The sequence below is a fragment of the Nocardioides malaquae genome (assembly GCF_015070385.1).
GTDB classification, from domain to species: domain Bacteria; phylum Actinomycetota; class Actinomycetes; order Propionibacteriales; family Nocardioidaceae; genus Nocardioides; species Nocardioides malaquae.
On the sequence record NZ_JADCSA010000019.1, the window covers coordinates 19027 to 32882 of the forward strand.

Annotated in this window: 13 protein-coding genes; 5 read left to right on the forward strand and 8 right to left on the reverse strand. The window is 70.7% G+C overall.

The window, feature by feature from the left end; genetic code table 11:
- Window positions 1-37 precede the first annotated feature (37 nt).
- Window positions 38-1240, forward strand: a complete 1203-nt coding sequence (locus tag IEQ44_RS14860) for an amidohydrolase (protein WP_193639257.1) — start codon at window positions 38-40, stop codon at window positions 1238-1240.
- On the opposite strand, the gene IEQ44_RS14865 is transcribed toward IEQ44_RS14860, so the two are convergent.
- The 4 genes from IEQ44_RS14865 to IEQ44_RS14880 all read right to left on the reverse strand — a co-directional run bounded on the left by IEQ44_RS14865 (window position 1230) and on the right by IEQ44_RS14880 (window position 6438).
- Window positions 1230-2522, reverse strand: coding sequence for an ABC transporter permease (locus IEQ44_RS14865; protein WP_193639258.1), 1293 nt, complete (start codon window positions 2520-2522; stop codon window positions 1230-1232). The two genes, IEQ44_RS14860 and IEQ44_RS14865, sit on opposite strands and share 11 nt — an antisense overlap.
- Window positions 2519-3751 carry an ABC transporter permease gene (locus IEQ44_RS14870; RefSeq protein ID WP_319804701.1) on the reverse strand — a complete coding sequence of 411 codons (1233 nt, stop codon included), beginning with the start codon at window positions 3749-3751 and terminating at the stop codon, window positions 2519-2521. The genes IEQ44_RS14865 and IEQ44_RS14870 overlap by 4 nt, the downstream gene beginning before the upstream one ends.
- Window positions 3748-5262: an ABC transporter ATP-binding protein gene (locus tag IEQ44_RS14875; RefSeq protein WP_193639269.1), complete on the reverse strand. Its 1515-nt coding sequence runs from the start codon at window positions 5260-5262 to the stop codon at window positions 3748-3750. The genes IEQ44_RS14870 and IEQ44_RS14875 overlap by 4 nt, the downstream gene beginning before the upstream one ends.
- Window positions 5263-5370: 108 nt before the next feature.
- Window positions 5371-6438 (reverse strand): BMP family lipoprotein, encoded by a 1068-nt coding sequence (locus IEQ44_RS14880; protein ID WP_193639270.1) that lies wholly within the window; start codon window positions 6436-6438, stop codon window positions 5371-5373.
- Between the two features lie 179 nt (window positions 6439-6617).
- Between IEQ44_RS14880 and IEQ44_RS14885 the strand changes: the two genes are divergently transcribed.
- Both IEQ44_RS14885 and IEQ44_RS14890 read left to right on the forward strand, forming a co-directional pair.
- Window positions 6618-7064 (forward strand): cytidine deaminase, encoded by a 447-nt coding sequence (locus IEQ44_RS14885; RefSeq protein ID WP_193639259.1) that lies wholly within the window; start codon window positions 6618-6620, stop codon window positions 7062-7064.
- A gap of 52 nt (window positions 7065-7116) precedes the next feature.
- Complete coding sequence (locus IEQ44_RS14890; protein ID WP_193639260.1) at window positions 7117-8400, forward strand: thymidine phosphorylase; 1284 nt, start codon at window positions 7117-7119, stop codon at window positions 8398-8400.
- Window positions 8401-8457: 57 nt separating this feature from the next.
- Here the strand turns inward: IEQ44_RS14890 and IEQ44_RS14895 are convergent, their stop codons facing one another.
- Both IEQ44_RS14895 and IEQ44_RS14900 read right to left on the reverse strand, forming a co-directional pair.
- Complete coding sequence (locus tag IEQ44_RS14895) at window positions 8458-9054, reverse strand: hypothetical protein (RefSeq protein WP_193639261.1); 597 nt, start codon at window positions 9052-9054, stop codon at window positions 8458-8460.
- 140 nt (window positions 9055-9194) lie between these two features.
- Window positions 9195-9647, reverse strand: a complete 453-nt coding sequence (locus IEQ44_RS14900; protein ID WP_193639262.1) for a MaoC family dehydratase — start codon at window positions 9645-9647, stop codon at window positions 9195-9197.
- A 19-nt stretch (window positions 9648-9666) separates the two neighbouring features.
- Here IEQ44_RS14900 and IEQ44_RS14905 point away from each other — a divergent pair, with 19 nt between their 5' ends.
- Entirely contained in the window at window positions 9667-10743 is a 1077-nt protein-coding gene (locus IEQ44_RS14905; RefSeq protein WP_319804702.1) for an adenosine deaminase, read from the forward strand.
- Here the strand turns inward: IEQ44_RS14905 and IEQ44_RS14910 are convergent.
- Window positions 10730-11317, reverse strand: coding sequence for a hypothetical protein (locus IEQ44_RS14910; protein WP_193639264.1), 588 nt, complete (start codon window positions 11315-11317; stop codon window positions 10730-10732). The two genes, IEQ44_RS14905 and IEQ44_RS14910, sit on opposite strands and share 14 nt — an antisense overlap.
- 17 nt (window positions 11318-11334) lie before the next feature.
- The gene (locus IEQ44_RS14915; RefSeq protein WP_193639265.1) at window positions 11335-11949 is read right to left on the reverse strand and encodes an ATP-binding protein; all 615 of its coding nucleotides are present in this window, start codon (window positions 11947-11949) and stop codon (window positions 11335-11337) included.
- 121 nt (window positions 11950-12070) lie between these two features.
- Between IEQ44_RS14915 and IEQ44_RS14920 the strand changes: the two genes are divergently transcribed.
- Window positions 12071-13663: a VWA domain-containing protein gene (locus IEQ44_RS14920; protein WP_193639266.1), complete on the forward strand. Its 1593-nt coding sequence runs from the start codon at window positions 12071-12073 to the stop codon at window positions 13661-13663.
- Window positions 13664-13856: the final 193 nt, after the last annotated feature.

Below are 13856 nucleotides of genomic sequence, written 5' to 3' on the forward strand. Positions count from 1 at the left end.
CGCACCGGTCCGGGGGCGGGCCTAGACTGGAAGGACGATGACTTCCTCCGTCCCTGCGCCCCGCCCCCTCGACGCCCACACCGTCGTGATGCACACCGTCGACACCCTTGAGTCCGAGCTCGTCGACTTCCGTCGCGACCTGCACGTCCACCCCGAGCTGTCGTGGCGTGAGACGCGCACGAGCACCCGGGTCGCGGAGCGTCTGGAGGCGGTGGGGTGGTTGGTGCGCCGCCTGCCCCGCAGCGGACTGGTCGCCGAGATCGGCCGCGGCACCGAGGTGGTGGCGCTGCGTGGCGACATGGACGCCCTGCCGGTGCCCGACCTCACCACGGACCCATGGACCTCGAGCGTGCCCGGCGTCAGCCACGCCTGCGGCCACGACGTGCACACCACCGCGCTGCTCGGTGCCGGCCTGGCGCTGGCAGCGGTCCACGACGCCGACCTGCTGTCCGGGCGAGTACGCCTCCTCTTCCAGCCGGCGGAGGAGGTCATGCCCGGCGGTGCGCTCGAGCTGCTGGCCCTCGGTGCGCTCGACGACGTGCGGCACGTCTTCGGCCTGCACTGCGACCCGAGCATCGACGTGGGCCAGGTCGGCCTGCGTGAGGGTCCGCTCACCGGCGCTGCCGACCTCCTGCGCGTCACCCTGCTGGGGCGCGGCGGCCACACCTCGCGCCCGCACCTGACCCAGGACCTCACCTTCGCCCTCGGCAAGGTGATCACCGAGCTGCCCACCGTGCTCTCACGACGCCTCGACCCCCGGGCCGGCGCCAGCGTGGTGTGGGGCAAGGTCGAGGCCGGCTCGGCACCCAACGTCATCCCGGCGACGGGCCACCTCGTGGGCACCGTCCGGATGCTCGACGCGGTGGCCTGGGCCGACGCCGAGCACGTGGTCTCCGAGATCGTCCACCAGATCGTGCAGCCCTACGGGGTCCAGGTGGAGATCGGTTACCAGCGAGGTGTCCCGCCGGTCGTCAACGAGCAGGTCTCCACCCATGCCCTCGCTCGCGCGGTGGAGACCACGCTCGGGCAGGAGGCGCACGTCCCGACGTCGCAGAGCCTGGGCGGAGAGGACTTCGGTTGGTTCCTCGACCGGGTGCCCGGTGCCATGGGGCGCCTGGGCACGCGGACCCCCGGGGGAGAGACCTACGACCTGCACCAGGGCGACCTGCGCGTCGACGAACGCGCCGTCGCGATCGGCGCGCGGGTGCTGGCGCAGGCCGCCCTCGAGGTCAGCCCTTGATGTAGGGCGTGCCCACGGCCGCCGGCCCCCGCGACTTCCCGACGAGTCCGGCGACGGCCACGATGGTGACCACGTAGGGCAGCATCAGCATGAACTGCGAGGGCACCGGGGAGCCCAGCACCGACAGCAGGCCCGCGAGGCTCGAGGTGAAGCCGAAGAGCAGGGCCGCCAACGTGGCCCGGATCGGGTCCCACCGGCCGAAGATCACCGCGGCCAGCGCGATGTATCCGGCGCCGCCGGTCATCTCCTGCCCGAACTGGGTCACCGCCATCAGCGTGTACGTCGCACCACCGGCCCCGGCGATGGCGCCGGCGAGCACCACGTTGAGGTAGCGGGTGCGCTTGACGTTGATGCCGACGGTGTCGGCTGCCTGCGGGTGCTCACCGACGGCGCGCACACGCAGGCCCCACTTGGTGCGGTAGAGGCCCCAGGCAAGCAGCGCCACCATGGCGAACATGGCGTAGACCGGCAGCGGTTGACGGAAGAGGACGGGGCCGATCAGTGGGATGTCGCCGAGCAGCGGGATCGGGATCCGTGGGAACGCCGGGGGGCGGTTGTAGGTCTCGATGTCGCTCGACATGATCTCGGTGTAGAGGAAGTTGGTCAGTCCGAGGATCAGGACGTTGAGCACGACGCCGACGATGATCTGGTCGACGTAGTAGGTGATCGCGAACCACGCCAGCACGAGCGCCACCAGGGCGCCGGCCACCATGGCCGCGAGGGCACCGGGCCACACCGATCCGGTCATCGTGCCCACGAGGGCGCCGGTGAAGGCGCCGAGCAGCAGCTGACCCTCGATCGCGATGTTGACGACGCCGACCCGCTCGCCGACGACGCCGCACATGGCGCCGAAGATCAGTGGGATGGCGAGGGTCAACGTCCCGGCGAAGAGCCCCACCAGCGGGACGGTGCCGTCGGCGCCGGCCCAGGTCAGGAAGCCGGCGAGCGCCACGATCCCGAACCCGGCGACGAGCCACAGCGAGAGCTTCTTGGCGGCGCGGGCCTGGAGCAGGCTGACCACCGTGACCAGGGCGCAGATCGCGATGGCGACCCAGGCCGTGGTCAGCGCCGGCACCGAGAACTGCGGGATCGTGAAGAAGTCGGTCTTGCTCGCCACCCGGAAGGTGGTCTCCCCACTGTGGGGACGGGCGAGCACGAGGGCGACCAGTCCCAGGGTGAGGACGCCGAACGCGATCGGCGCCTTCCAGTTGCGCCGGACCACGGTCTTGGGAGCCAGGGGGGCCTCCGGGGAGGTCGGCGGCGCCTGCACGGTGGTGCTCATGCCCGGGCCTCCTTCGTGGGGAGTCGGAAGATCGCCCGGACCAGTGGGGGCGCGGCGATGAAGAGGACGATGAGCGCCTGGATGACCAGGACGATGTCGACGGGGATCGACGCTGCGGTGGCCATCAGGAAGCCGCCGGCCTTCAGTGCCCCGAAGAGCAGTCCGGCCGCCAGGATGCCGAGGGGGCGCGAGCGCCCGAGCAGCGCCACCGTGATGGCGTCGAAGCCGATCCCGGCGTCGAGGCCGGGGCTGATGCCGTCGGGCACGGTGCCCAGGGCCTGGTTGACCCCGGCCAGACCCACCAGGGCCCCGCCGATGACCATCACGGCGACGTAGGTGCGGCCCACGTTGACCCCGGCTGCCCGTGCCGCGGCGGGGTTCTCCCCGACCATGCGGAACCGGAAGCCGTAGGACGACTTGTTGAGCAGCCACCACACGACGACGACCGCGAGCACCGCCATCACGATGCCGGCGTGCGCCGGGAAGCTCTCGCCGAAGATGCGCGGCAGTCGGGCCTCCTGGGGCATCACCGCCGACTTGGCCTGGGTGCTCCCGGGCGCCTGCAGCAGGCCCTGGGTGTTCACCGCGTAGAAGACCAGGTAGTAGGCGATGTAGTTGAGCATGATCGTCACGATCACCTCGTGGGCGCCGGTGCGGGCCTTGAGCAGACCGGCGAGCCCGCCCCACAGGCCGCCCGCCACTGCACCTGCGAGGACCGCGAGTGGCACCAGGACGATGCCGGGGGCGTCCACGCTGAGCGCGACCCACCCGGCGGCGGCGCCGCCGAAGAGCATCTGGCCCCGGCCACCGATGTTGAAGAGCCCGGCACGGAAGGTGAGGCCCACGCCGAGGCCCGCGAGGATCAGCGGCGCGGCGTACTTCAACGACTCCGTGAGCGGACGGACCTGACGCTCGAAGGTGTCAGCCTGGGTGTTCCAGATGGCGCCGCGGAAGAGCGCACCGTAGGCGTCGGTGAGGCAGGTGCGCACCGCCCAGAGGAAGTCGTTGGGGCGGGCCGTCAGGTAGCCCGCGGTCTCGCGCACCCGGTCGTCGGTCGCCAGGATCATCAGCGACCCGACGAGGAAGGCGAGCAGCACCGAGAGCAGCGCGATGATGGTCGTGCCCGAGAGGATCTCCCGCATCACGCCGGCGAAGCGGCCTTCCTGCTGCGGCTGCTCGGGGGTGGTGCCCTCGGCCTCGGGGGCCGGGGCGGGGGTCTGGGCGTTCACGCGACGCTCCCTTCGGGTCGCTCGCCAGCCATCATCAGGCCGAGCGTGTCGCGGGGCGTGTCGGCCGGGACGACCCCGACGATCCGCCCGCGGTAGAGCACCATGATGCGGTCGGCGAGGGCGGTCACCTCGTCGAGCTCGGTCGAGATGACCAGCACGGGGATGCCGCTGTCGCGAGCCGCGACGATCTGCTTGTGGATGAACTCGATGGAACCGACGTCGACGCCGCGCGTGGGCTGTGAGGCCACCAGCAGGCGCAGGTCGCGCGAGAGCTCGCGGGCGACGACCACCTTCTGCTGGTTGCCCCCGGAGAGCTGCGAGGCGGTGCTGTCGATGCCCTGGGTGCGGACGTCGTACTCGCGGACCTTCTCCTCGGCGAACTGCTCGAGCGCTGCGCGCCGCACCGTGCCGGCCTGGACGAAGGGGGCCCCGTGGCTGCGGTTGAGCATGAGGTTCTCCGCGATGGTGAAGTGGCCCACGAGGCCCTCCACGGTGCGGTCCTCGGGGATGAAGCCGACGCCGGAGTCGAGCACCTTGCGGACCGAACGGCCGACGAGCTCGACCCCGTCGAGGACTGCCGAGCCCTCCACATGGGGCTGCAGGCCAAGGAGTGCCTCGGCCAGCTCGGTCTGCCCGTTGCCCTGGACGCCGGCCACGGCGAGGATCTCTCCGGCCCGGATGTCGAAGCTGATGCCGTCGAGGTGCACCCGCCCCAACGCGTCGGTGACGAGCAGGTCCTGGACCACCAGGGCGCGCTCGCCCGGCGCGGCCGGCGACTTCTGCACCACGAGCTCGACGGCGCGACCGACCATCAGGGAGGCCAGCTCGGCGTTGGTCGCGGTGGGTGCGGCCTCGCCGACCACGGCGCCTCGTCGGATCACGGTGATGCGGTCGGCCACCGCGCGCACCTCGCGCAGCTTGTGGCTGATGAAGACGATGCCGGTGCCGGACTTCTTCAGCTGGCGCATGATCGCCATGAAGTCGTCGGTCTCCTGCGGGGTGAGCACCGCGGTGGGCTCGTCGAAGACGAGCACGCGGGCGTCGCGGGAGAGGGCCTTGATGATCTCGACGCGTTGCTGGACCCCCACCGGAAGGTCTTCGACCACCGCGTCGGGGTCGACGTCGAACCCGAAGCGCCGGGAGATCTCGCGCACCTTGGTGCGGGCGGCCTCGAGGTCCAGGACCCCGGCCGCACCGGTGGACTCGTGGCCGAGCATCACGTTCTCGGCGACCGTGAAGACCGGGATGAGCATGAAGTGCTGGTGCACCATGCCGATGCCGGCGGCCATCGCGTCGCCGGGGCCGGAGAAGTGCTGCACCTCGCCGTCGAGGAGGATCTCGCCCGCGTCGGCCTGGTAGAGGCCGTAGAGGACGTTCATCAGGGTGGACTTGCCCGCCCCGTTCTCGCCCAGCAGGGCATGGATCTCACCCGGCTCGACGGTGAGGGAGATGTCGTCGTTGGCGACCAGGGATCCGAAGCGCTTCGTGATGCCCCTGAGTTCGAGTTTCATGTGGGGGTCCTTGCTGACCGTACGCCCGCCGCTGCCGGAGCCACGACGGGCGTACGAGTGGACGTGGGTGGGGAGGGCGGAGTGACCGCCCTCCCCGCTCACGGGTGATCAGTCGGCGAGGTAGGAGTCGACCTTCAGGTCACCGTCGATGATGGCCTGCTCCAGCTCCTCGAGCTCGCCGGGGAGGGTGTCGGAGACCTTGTCCTCGAAGTTGTGGAACGACGAGATGCCGACGCCGCCGTTCTCGAGGGTCCCGACGTACTCGCTGTAGTCGAGCTCGCCCTGACCGGCGGCCATCACGGCCTCGTAGGTCGACTGCTGCAGCGACTTGAGGACCGAGACGAAGACGACCTCCTGGGTGGTCGGGTCCGACTCGTAGAGGTCGGCGTCGACGCCCACGAGGGCCACGTCGGAGTCGGTCTCGCCGATCACCTTCATGGCGCCGCCGTAGATCGGGCCACCGACGGGCATGATCACGTCGACGTCCTGGTCGATGACCTGCTGGGCCTTCGCGACCGCGTTGGTGTCGTTCTCGAAGCTGCCGGTGAAGAGGTTCATGCCGACGACCTTGACGTCGGCGTCCTTGACCTCGTTGTAGTGGTCGACGCCCTGCTTGAAGCCGTCCATGAAGATGGTGACGGTGTCGAACTGGTCGCCACCGTAGGTGCCGACCTTGCCGGTCTTGGTGTAGTCGGCAGCGGCGTAGCCGGCCAGGAACGCGGCTTGGGCGGTGTCGTAGAGCACCGGCTTCACGTTGTCGGCGTTGACCTCGCCGTCGAAGTCGGTGTCAGCGTTGTGGTCGATGAGGATGTAGTCGATGTCCTCGTTCTCGTTGGCCGACGCGATGGTCGCCTCCGCGAGCTCGAACCCGACCGCGACGATGGCGGTGCAGCCGGCGCTGACGAAGTTCTCCAGGGCCGGGGCGTAGTCCTCCTCGGCCTTGGACTCGAACTGCTTGAAGTCGACCTCGAGCTCGTCGGCGGCCTGCTTCACGCCGTTGAACGTCAGCTCGTTGAAGGACTTGTCGTTGAACCCGCCCTCGTCGGAGACGATGCAGGGGAGGAAGTCGGAGTCCGCCGCCTTCGTGTCGCCACCGTTGTCTTCGGGAGCCTCACCACAGGCGACGAGCAGGGAGGCGCTCATCGCCAGCACGCCGCCGAGAGCGGCCTTGCGCATGTTCTTCACTTACATCCTCCAGGAGGTTCGGCCCCGGTCGGATTCGGCAGGGGCGGTGCTGTCGTGGGGACGATACGCCCGCAGACGGCTCAGCGAAGTGGGTCGGGCACGGGTGGGTGGCAAATAGTTATCGAGTCGGGACATGGCGCTGCACGGGTCCGGTCCGACGGCGACGGAGGATGGGCGGGTCGTGCGCGTGCACGGCGCTCGACGAGGAGGAGGCAGTGGTGGACGTGTCCGTGGAGCCGTGGCCGCGGCTGAGGTCGGCGGCGGTCGAGGTGTCGGCCCGCGCCTACATCCCCTACTCCGGCTATGCGGTGGGGGCCGCGGCCCTGGTCGACGACGGTCGCCTCGTGGTCGGCTGCAACGTGGAGAACGCCGGCTACGGCGTGACGCTGTGCGCGGAGTGCGGCCTGGTCTCGCAGCTGCACGCGACCGGTGGCGGGCGACTGACCCACTTCGTCTGCGTCAACGGAGCCGGCGAGGTGATCATGCCGTGCGGCCGCTGCCGACAGCTGCTGTGGGAGGCCGGCGGCCCCGACCTGCAGGTGTGGACGGTCACCGGGGTACGCCCCATGACCGAGGTGCTGCCGGACGCCTTCGGTCCGCAGGACCTCGCTCGATGACGCCCGTCGCGGGATGCGGTGGCGTCCCGACCCGGCACGTACGCTGACCGGCATGACGCAGCACGACGCAGTCGAGGTCATCTCCGCGAAGCGCGACGGCCACCCGCTCACCGACAGCCAGATCGACTGGGTGATCGACGCCTACACCCGCGGCGACGTGGCCCACGAACAGATGTCCGCCCTGGCGATGGCGATCCTGCTCAACGGCATGGACCGCTCCGAGATCTCCCGCTGGACGGCGGCGATGATCGCCTCCGGTGAGCGCATGGACTTCTCCGCGCTGTCGCGACCCACCGCCGACAAGCACTCGACCGGAGGCGTGGGCGACAAGATCACCCTGCCCCTGGCGCCGCTGGTCGCGGCCTGCGGCGTCGCGGTGCCCCAGCTCTCGGGCCGCGGTCTGGGACACACCGGCGGCACCCTCGACAAGCTCGAGTCGATCCCGGGCTGGCGCGCCACCCTCTCCAACGACGAGATCATGGCGCAGCTGGAGCGCGTCGGTGCCGTCATCTGCGCCGCCGGCGACGGGCTCGCCCCCGCCGACAAGAAGCTGTACGCCCTGCGCGACGTCACCGGGACGGTCGAGGCGATCCCGCTGATCGCGTCCTCCATCATGAGCAAGAAGATCGCCGAGGGCACGGGCTCGCTGGTGCTCGACGTCAAGGTCGGCACCGGAGCGTTCATGAAGGAGCTCGAGAAGGCGCGCGAGCTGGCCTCCACCATGGTGGCGCTCGGCCAGGACGCCGGCGTCCACACCGTCGCCCTCGTCACCGACATGTCCACGCCCCTGGGGCTGACCGCCGGCAACGCGGTCGAGGTCGCCGAGTCGGTGGAGGTGCTCGCGGGCGGGGGACCGGCCGACGTGGTGGAGCTGACGCTGGCGCTGGCGCGCGAGATGCTCGCCGGCGCGGGCGTCACCGACGTCGACCCGGCCGACAAGCTCGCCGACGGTTCGGCGATGGACGTGTGGCGCGAGATGATCCGCGCCCAGGACGGCGACCCTGACGCCCCGCTGCCGGTGGCGCGCGAGTCCCACGTCGTGACGGCTCCGACGTCGGGCACCCTGACCCGCCTCGACGCCATGGCCGTCGGCATGGCCGCCTGGCGCCTCGGCGCGGGGCGTACGAAGCAGGGTGAGGCCGTCCAGGCCGGAGCCGGTGTCGTGTGGCACGCCCGCCCGGGCGACCGGGTCACCGCCGGCATGCCGCTGCTGACCTTGCACACCGACACCCCCGAGCGATTCGAGCGGGCGCTCGCGTCGCTCGAGGGCGGGTGGGAGATCGGTGACCCGGGTGAGCGGGCAGGCGATCCGCTGCTGATCGACCGCATCGCCTGATCGCAGGATCGCCGGATCGCCCGGCGGACGCGGCTGGACGGGTGAGCGCGTCGGGTGTCAGTCGATGATGTCGACGCCCAGGCTCGAGGGGATCTTGGTCTTGATGATCTCGTCGGAGGTCATCTTGTTGCCGGACCACGCGTAACGGCGCACCTTGGTCACGACGTGGCCGTAGGTGCGGATGCAGGTGACCTCCTCGCCGGGCTTGAGCACGATCGACCCTCCGGCGGTGGTGGCCTGCGACGCGGTCTGGGTCACGGACTTCTCGACGTTGACGGAGACGTTCAGCTTGGCCAGGCCGAAGACGGCGTTGACCTCGGCCGTGCTGCTGATGCCGGCCTTGCGCTGCACGCTCTTGCTGATGGTCTTGGTGAAGCTGCAGTGCATGGTCGCCTTCTTCGACGACTTGTTGCGCAACGGCACGGACTCGACCCGCTTGACCCTGTACTTGGTGCTGCGCAGCTTGAAACAGACGCCCCCGCTGGCGCCGCTGCCCTTCAGGCACCGGGTCTTCTTGCCCTTCTTGGCCGCGGCGGTCGTCTCGGCGGCCGCGACGGCGGAGCCCTCCGCGCCGGCCGGGGCGGTGAGCCCGGTGAGCAGGAGGGCGAAGGTAGTCAGGATGAGGACGACAGGTCGAACGATGGTCTGTGGCATGGGATCCCCCGTGGCTCCGGCCGCGCGCGGCCCGTGATGACTCCCCGCTCGCGCGGGATGGCGCCATCGAGGTTAGACGGAACTGAGCTGCGGGACGGCACCGTCTCGCGGCGCGTCAGGGCGACGTGGAGGGAGAGGTGTCAGGGCAGGAGGAGAACCACGCTCTCGGCCACGCAGGCCGGCTTGGCCTCGTCCTCGATCTCGACCGTGGTGCGCAGCGTCAGCTGGACGCCCGACGCCAGGTCGGCGACGTCGGCGACCGCGACGTGCCCCCGGATGCGGCGCCCGACGCGCAACGGTTGGGGGAAGCGCACCTTGTTGACCCCGTAGTTGAGCTTGGCGCCCGGAGTCTCCAGGGCGAAGACGCTGGCTCCGAGCAGCGGCACCAGGGAGAGGGTCAGGTAGCCGTGCGCGATGGTGCCCCCGAACGGGCCGGCCGCCGCTCGTTCGGCGTCGACGTGGATCCACTGGTGGTCGCCGGTCGCGTCGGCGAACTGGTCGACGCGGGTCTGGTCGACCAGCAACCAGTCTCCGTGCCCCAGCTCCTCGCCGGCAGCGCTGCGTACGTCGTCAAGGCTCGTGAAAGTCCGCATGGATGGAAGGATAGGGACTGTGACCCTCCCCACGAAGACCCAGATCCGTCTCGCCCCGAAGGTTGTGCTCCACGACCACCTCGACGGGGGGCTGCGCCCAACGACGATCGTCGAGCTGGCCCGCGAGGTCGGCCACACGCTCCCGGCCGAGGGCGCCGAGGCGCTGGGCCGGTGGTTCGCCGAGTCGGCTGACTCCGGCAGCCTCGAGCGCTACCTCGAGACCTTCGAGCACACGGTGGCGGTGATGCAGACCCGTGCCGGCCTGGTGCGGGTGGCCCGGGAGTTCGTCGAGGACCTCGTCGCCGACGGCGTCGTCTACGCCGAGGTCCGCTACGCCCCGGAGCAGCACGTCGCCCAGGGGCTCAGCCTCGACGAGGTCGTCGCCGCGGTGCAGGAAGGTTTGGAGGCCGGGGTCGCCGCGGCGGAGCGACCGATCGTGGTCCGCCAGCTGCTCACGGCCATGCGGCACCGAGCGCGCTCGATGGAGATCGCGCAGCTGGCCGTCGAGTGGCGAGACCGCGGAGTGGCCGGCTTCGACATCGCCGGCGCGGAGGCGGGCTACCCGCCCACCCGCCACCTGGACGCCTTCGAGTACCTCCAGCGCGAGAACAGCCACTTCACGATCCACGCCGGTGAGGCCTTCGGTCTGCCGTCGATCTGGGAGGCGATCCAGTGGTGCGGCGCCGACCGGCTGGGCCACGGGGTGCGGATCATCGACGACATCGAGGTCGCCGACGACGGCAGCGTGAAGCTCGGCCGCCTGGCCGCGTACGTGCGTGACACCCGCATCCCGCTCGAGATGTGCCCCTCCTCCAACGTGCAGACGGGGGCGGCGACGTCGATCGCCGAGCACCCGATCGGCCTGCTGACGAAGCTGCGATTCCGGGTGACCGTCAACACCGACAACCGCCTGATGAGTCGCACCACGATGACCGACGAGATGGCGGCGCTCGTGGAGGCCTTCGGCTACGGCTGGGAGGACCTGCGGTGGTTCACGGTCAACGCGATGAAGTCCGCCTTCCTGCCCTTCGACGAGCGGCTGGCCCTCATCGACGAGGTCATCAAGCCGGCCTACGCCGAGCTCATCGCCGGCTGACGCGGTCGTGCCGCCCGGCGGTGGGCACCACCACCCACCAGGGTCGGGGCCACCCGGGGGTCAACCGCCCGCGCCGCCACGCGTCGAGGTCGATGTGTCGAGTACGCCCGCTCGCCGGGTCGTGGACCGTCCACCGGAGGTCGGTGGTCGTGGGCACACCCGCTTGGGCGACCGGCAGGGCGAGGACGACGTGGCGCGGCAGCAGCCTGCTCCCGACGTAGACGGCCACGGGTGCTCCGTCGCGCAGGGCGGCGGTGACGCGGCGTACGACCCGGCGAGCGCCCGTGCGCACCCACAGCACGCGGTGCTCCCGACCCGAGACCACGGTGAGGTGTCGCGCCAGGGCCCACGGCGGGGTGCCCCACCACCGCGGCCACGGCCACTGGCGTCGTCCGTCGAGGTCGGCGCAGGACGTGAGACGGCGGTGCAGCGCCCAGACCTCGGACCCGAAGTCGGCCGGGGGAGGGGCACCCTGGTGGAGTGCGGTGGCCACGACGGCGACGCAGGCACCGCAGGAGACGGCGTCCGGCTGGCGCAGCTCGCCCCCGGAGAGGAGGCGGGACCACGTCGTCACGTCGGGACCTCGGGCGCTCAGCGTTTCCCGGCGGGCGCGTGCACCCGGTCGGCGAGGAGGGCGTAGGACTCGTCCCCGGTGACGGGCGTGCAGCCCTTCGCCACGGCGTCGGCCACCACGCGACGTTGGGCGCGCAGCAACGCCAGTCCGCGCCACAGGAGCACCCAGGGCGCCTTCCTGCGCTCCCGCAGGTCGCGGGTCAGCCGCCGCCAGAAGGTCACCAGCGGGTGCTGCCGTACGCAGTGGGCCGCGGCCAACAGGCCCCGTGAGGCGCAGTGGGCCACGACCTCGGGGGCGAAGATGCCCTCGGCGACGAAGTGGGAGTGGTCGCCCAGGTCCAGGATCTGGCGCCCGACCGGTCGGCTCAGCGGGATGGAGTAGACCGGCACCTCGGCGCGACCCTCGGCGCAGAGCTCCTCGATCGCCGCGACCGCGCCGTCGAAGTCCCAGGTGCGGGGGTCGTCCCAGTCGACGAGCCCGGCGTTGGCGCCCTCGGCCACCCGGGGCAGGTCCGGGTGGTCGACCGAGTGGTAGAAGTCGTCCAACCGCAGCACGGGGAGCCCCAACCGGGCAGCGAGGCGGCTCTTGCCGGCGCCGGACGGGCCGGCGAGGACGATGACGCGGGCTGGCACGACCACTAGTGTGCCTGACGGCCCCCTCTGCACGGGTTTCTCCAAACCCTGACCGGTGGCGGTGGCCTCGACGTATTCTCGCCCAGACATAACTGCAACACATTCGCAAGGGGGAAGTGGCATGAGCACTGGACGCCACTCAGAAGGCAACAAGCGTCAGATCACGTCGGTGGTGCTCGTGGTCGCGCTGGTGGCCGCGGTCGCCGCAGTGGGCTGGCTGGCATTCCGGCCCGGAGGGGCCAACAGTGCCGACGACTGTGACGTCCGTCCGGTCGTCATCAGTGTCGTTCCCTCGATGCAGCTGGCGATGGAGCGGGCGCTCGAGGACCTGAAGAAGGACGACCCCTGCTTCCCGGCCGAGCTGCGCACCGAGTCGCCGGCGGCCGTGGAGGACTCGTTCTTCAACGGCGGACGCCCGGACCTCTGGGTCGCCGACACCGGCGCGCGCGTCGACCGGCTCGCCTCCATCGGCGTCAACACCACGACCCTGACCCCCTCGCTCGCGGTGACCCCCATCGGTCTCGTCGGCGGCAAGAACGGCGTCAAGCACCCGACCTGGATCGAGGCGCTGGAGTCCGGCTCCATCCGCCTGGGCGACCCCGAGGTCGACAGCGCCAGCGCCATGGCTCTCGTCGCCCCCCACATGGAGGCCAAGGGCGACGCCACCGAGCGCACCCAGGCCGCCGTCGTCAACGCCGCGCAGGCCTACGGCGGTCGAGCGGTCAAGGGCAAGGCGGAGAAGACCGCGCTGAAGGAGGTCGGCGCCACCTACACCGAGCTCCTCCCGGTCACCGAGCAGGAGCTGCTCACCCAGGGCAACGGCAACGCCAGCCTGGCGGAGTTCACCCCGGGCTCCGGAGCTCCCGCGCTCACCTTCCCGTTGGTGAAGTCCAACGGTGGCGCTCCCGACACCGACCTGGTGGCCTCGAAGCTGCGCGACTGGTTCGCCTCGCAGAACGGCCGCGTGGTCCTGGCCGAGGCCGGGCTGCGTCCCGCTGACGGCTCGCCCCTCGCGGGTCGTGGCATGGAGGACGACAAGCTCATGACCGAGGTGCCGCCCATCCAGTTCAACCAGGTGCTGGGCCAGTTCGGCATGCTGAGCGTGCCCTCGTCGATGCTCGTGGTCTTCGACGTCTCGGGCTCGATGGACTTCCCCTCGCCGGGCGGGACGCGCATGGATCTGGCGGCGGGGGCGGCCGACACCGCGCTGGGCGTGCTGCCCGACACCTCGCGGATCGGCATTTGGGCCTTCTCCATCGACCAGGGCGGGCCCGGCCAGGACTGGCGGGAGCTGGCGCCCATGCGGCCGCTGGACTCCACCACCAAGGGCATGAACCACACGCAGTACCTGCGCAAGCAGCTCGACCTGCTCAAGACCCTGACCGAGGGCGGCACGGGTCTCTACGACACGACGCTGGAGGCCTACAAGAAGGCCGTGGAGAACTACGACCGCAACTACTACAACGCGCTGGTGATCATGGCTGACGGGGCCAACGACGACCCGGGCTCCATCTCGCGCTCGAAGCTGCTCGCCGAGCTCGAGAAGATGAAGGACCCGAACCGTCCCGTGCGCGTGATCGGCATCGGCATCTCGGAGGACGCTGACATGGCGGCCCTCGAGGACATCGCCAAGGCGACCGGCGGAACGGCCTACCAGGCCAAGGACCCGCGCGACATCCTCGACGTGCTGGCCCACGCGGTGTCGTCTCGCTGAGGCACCGTTCCTGACGGCATCCCGGGGCCCCGATCGACGCGAGTCGGTCGGGGCCCCGGTGCGTTGTCGGGGCACCTGCAGTGCGTTGTCGGGGCACCTGCAAGCGGCCGACCCGCCTCTGACCTGCGGTTTTGTGTGGGGGTGGCCCCCGGTTTTGTGTGGTGGTGGGGGGTGGGTTAATGTTCTTCTTGTC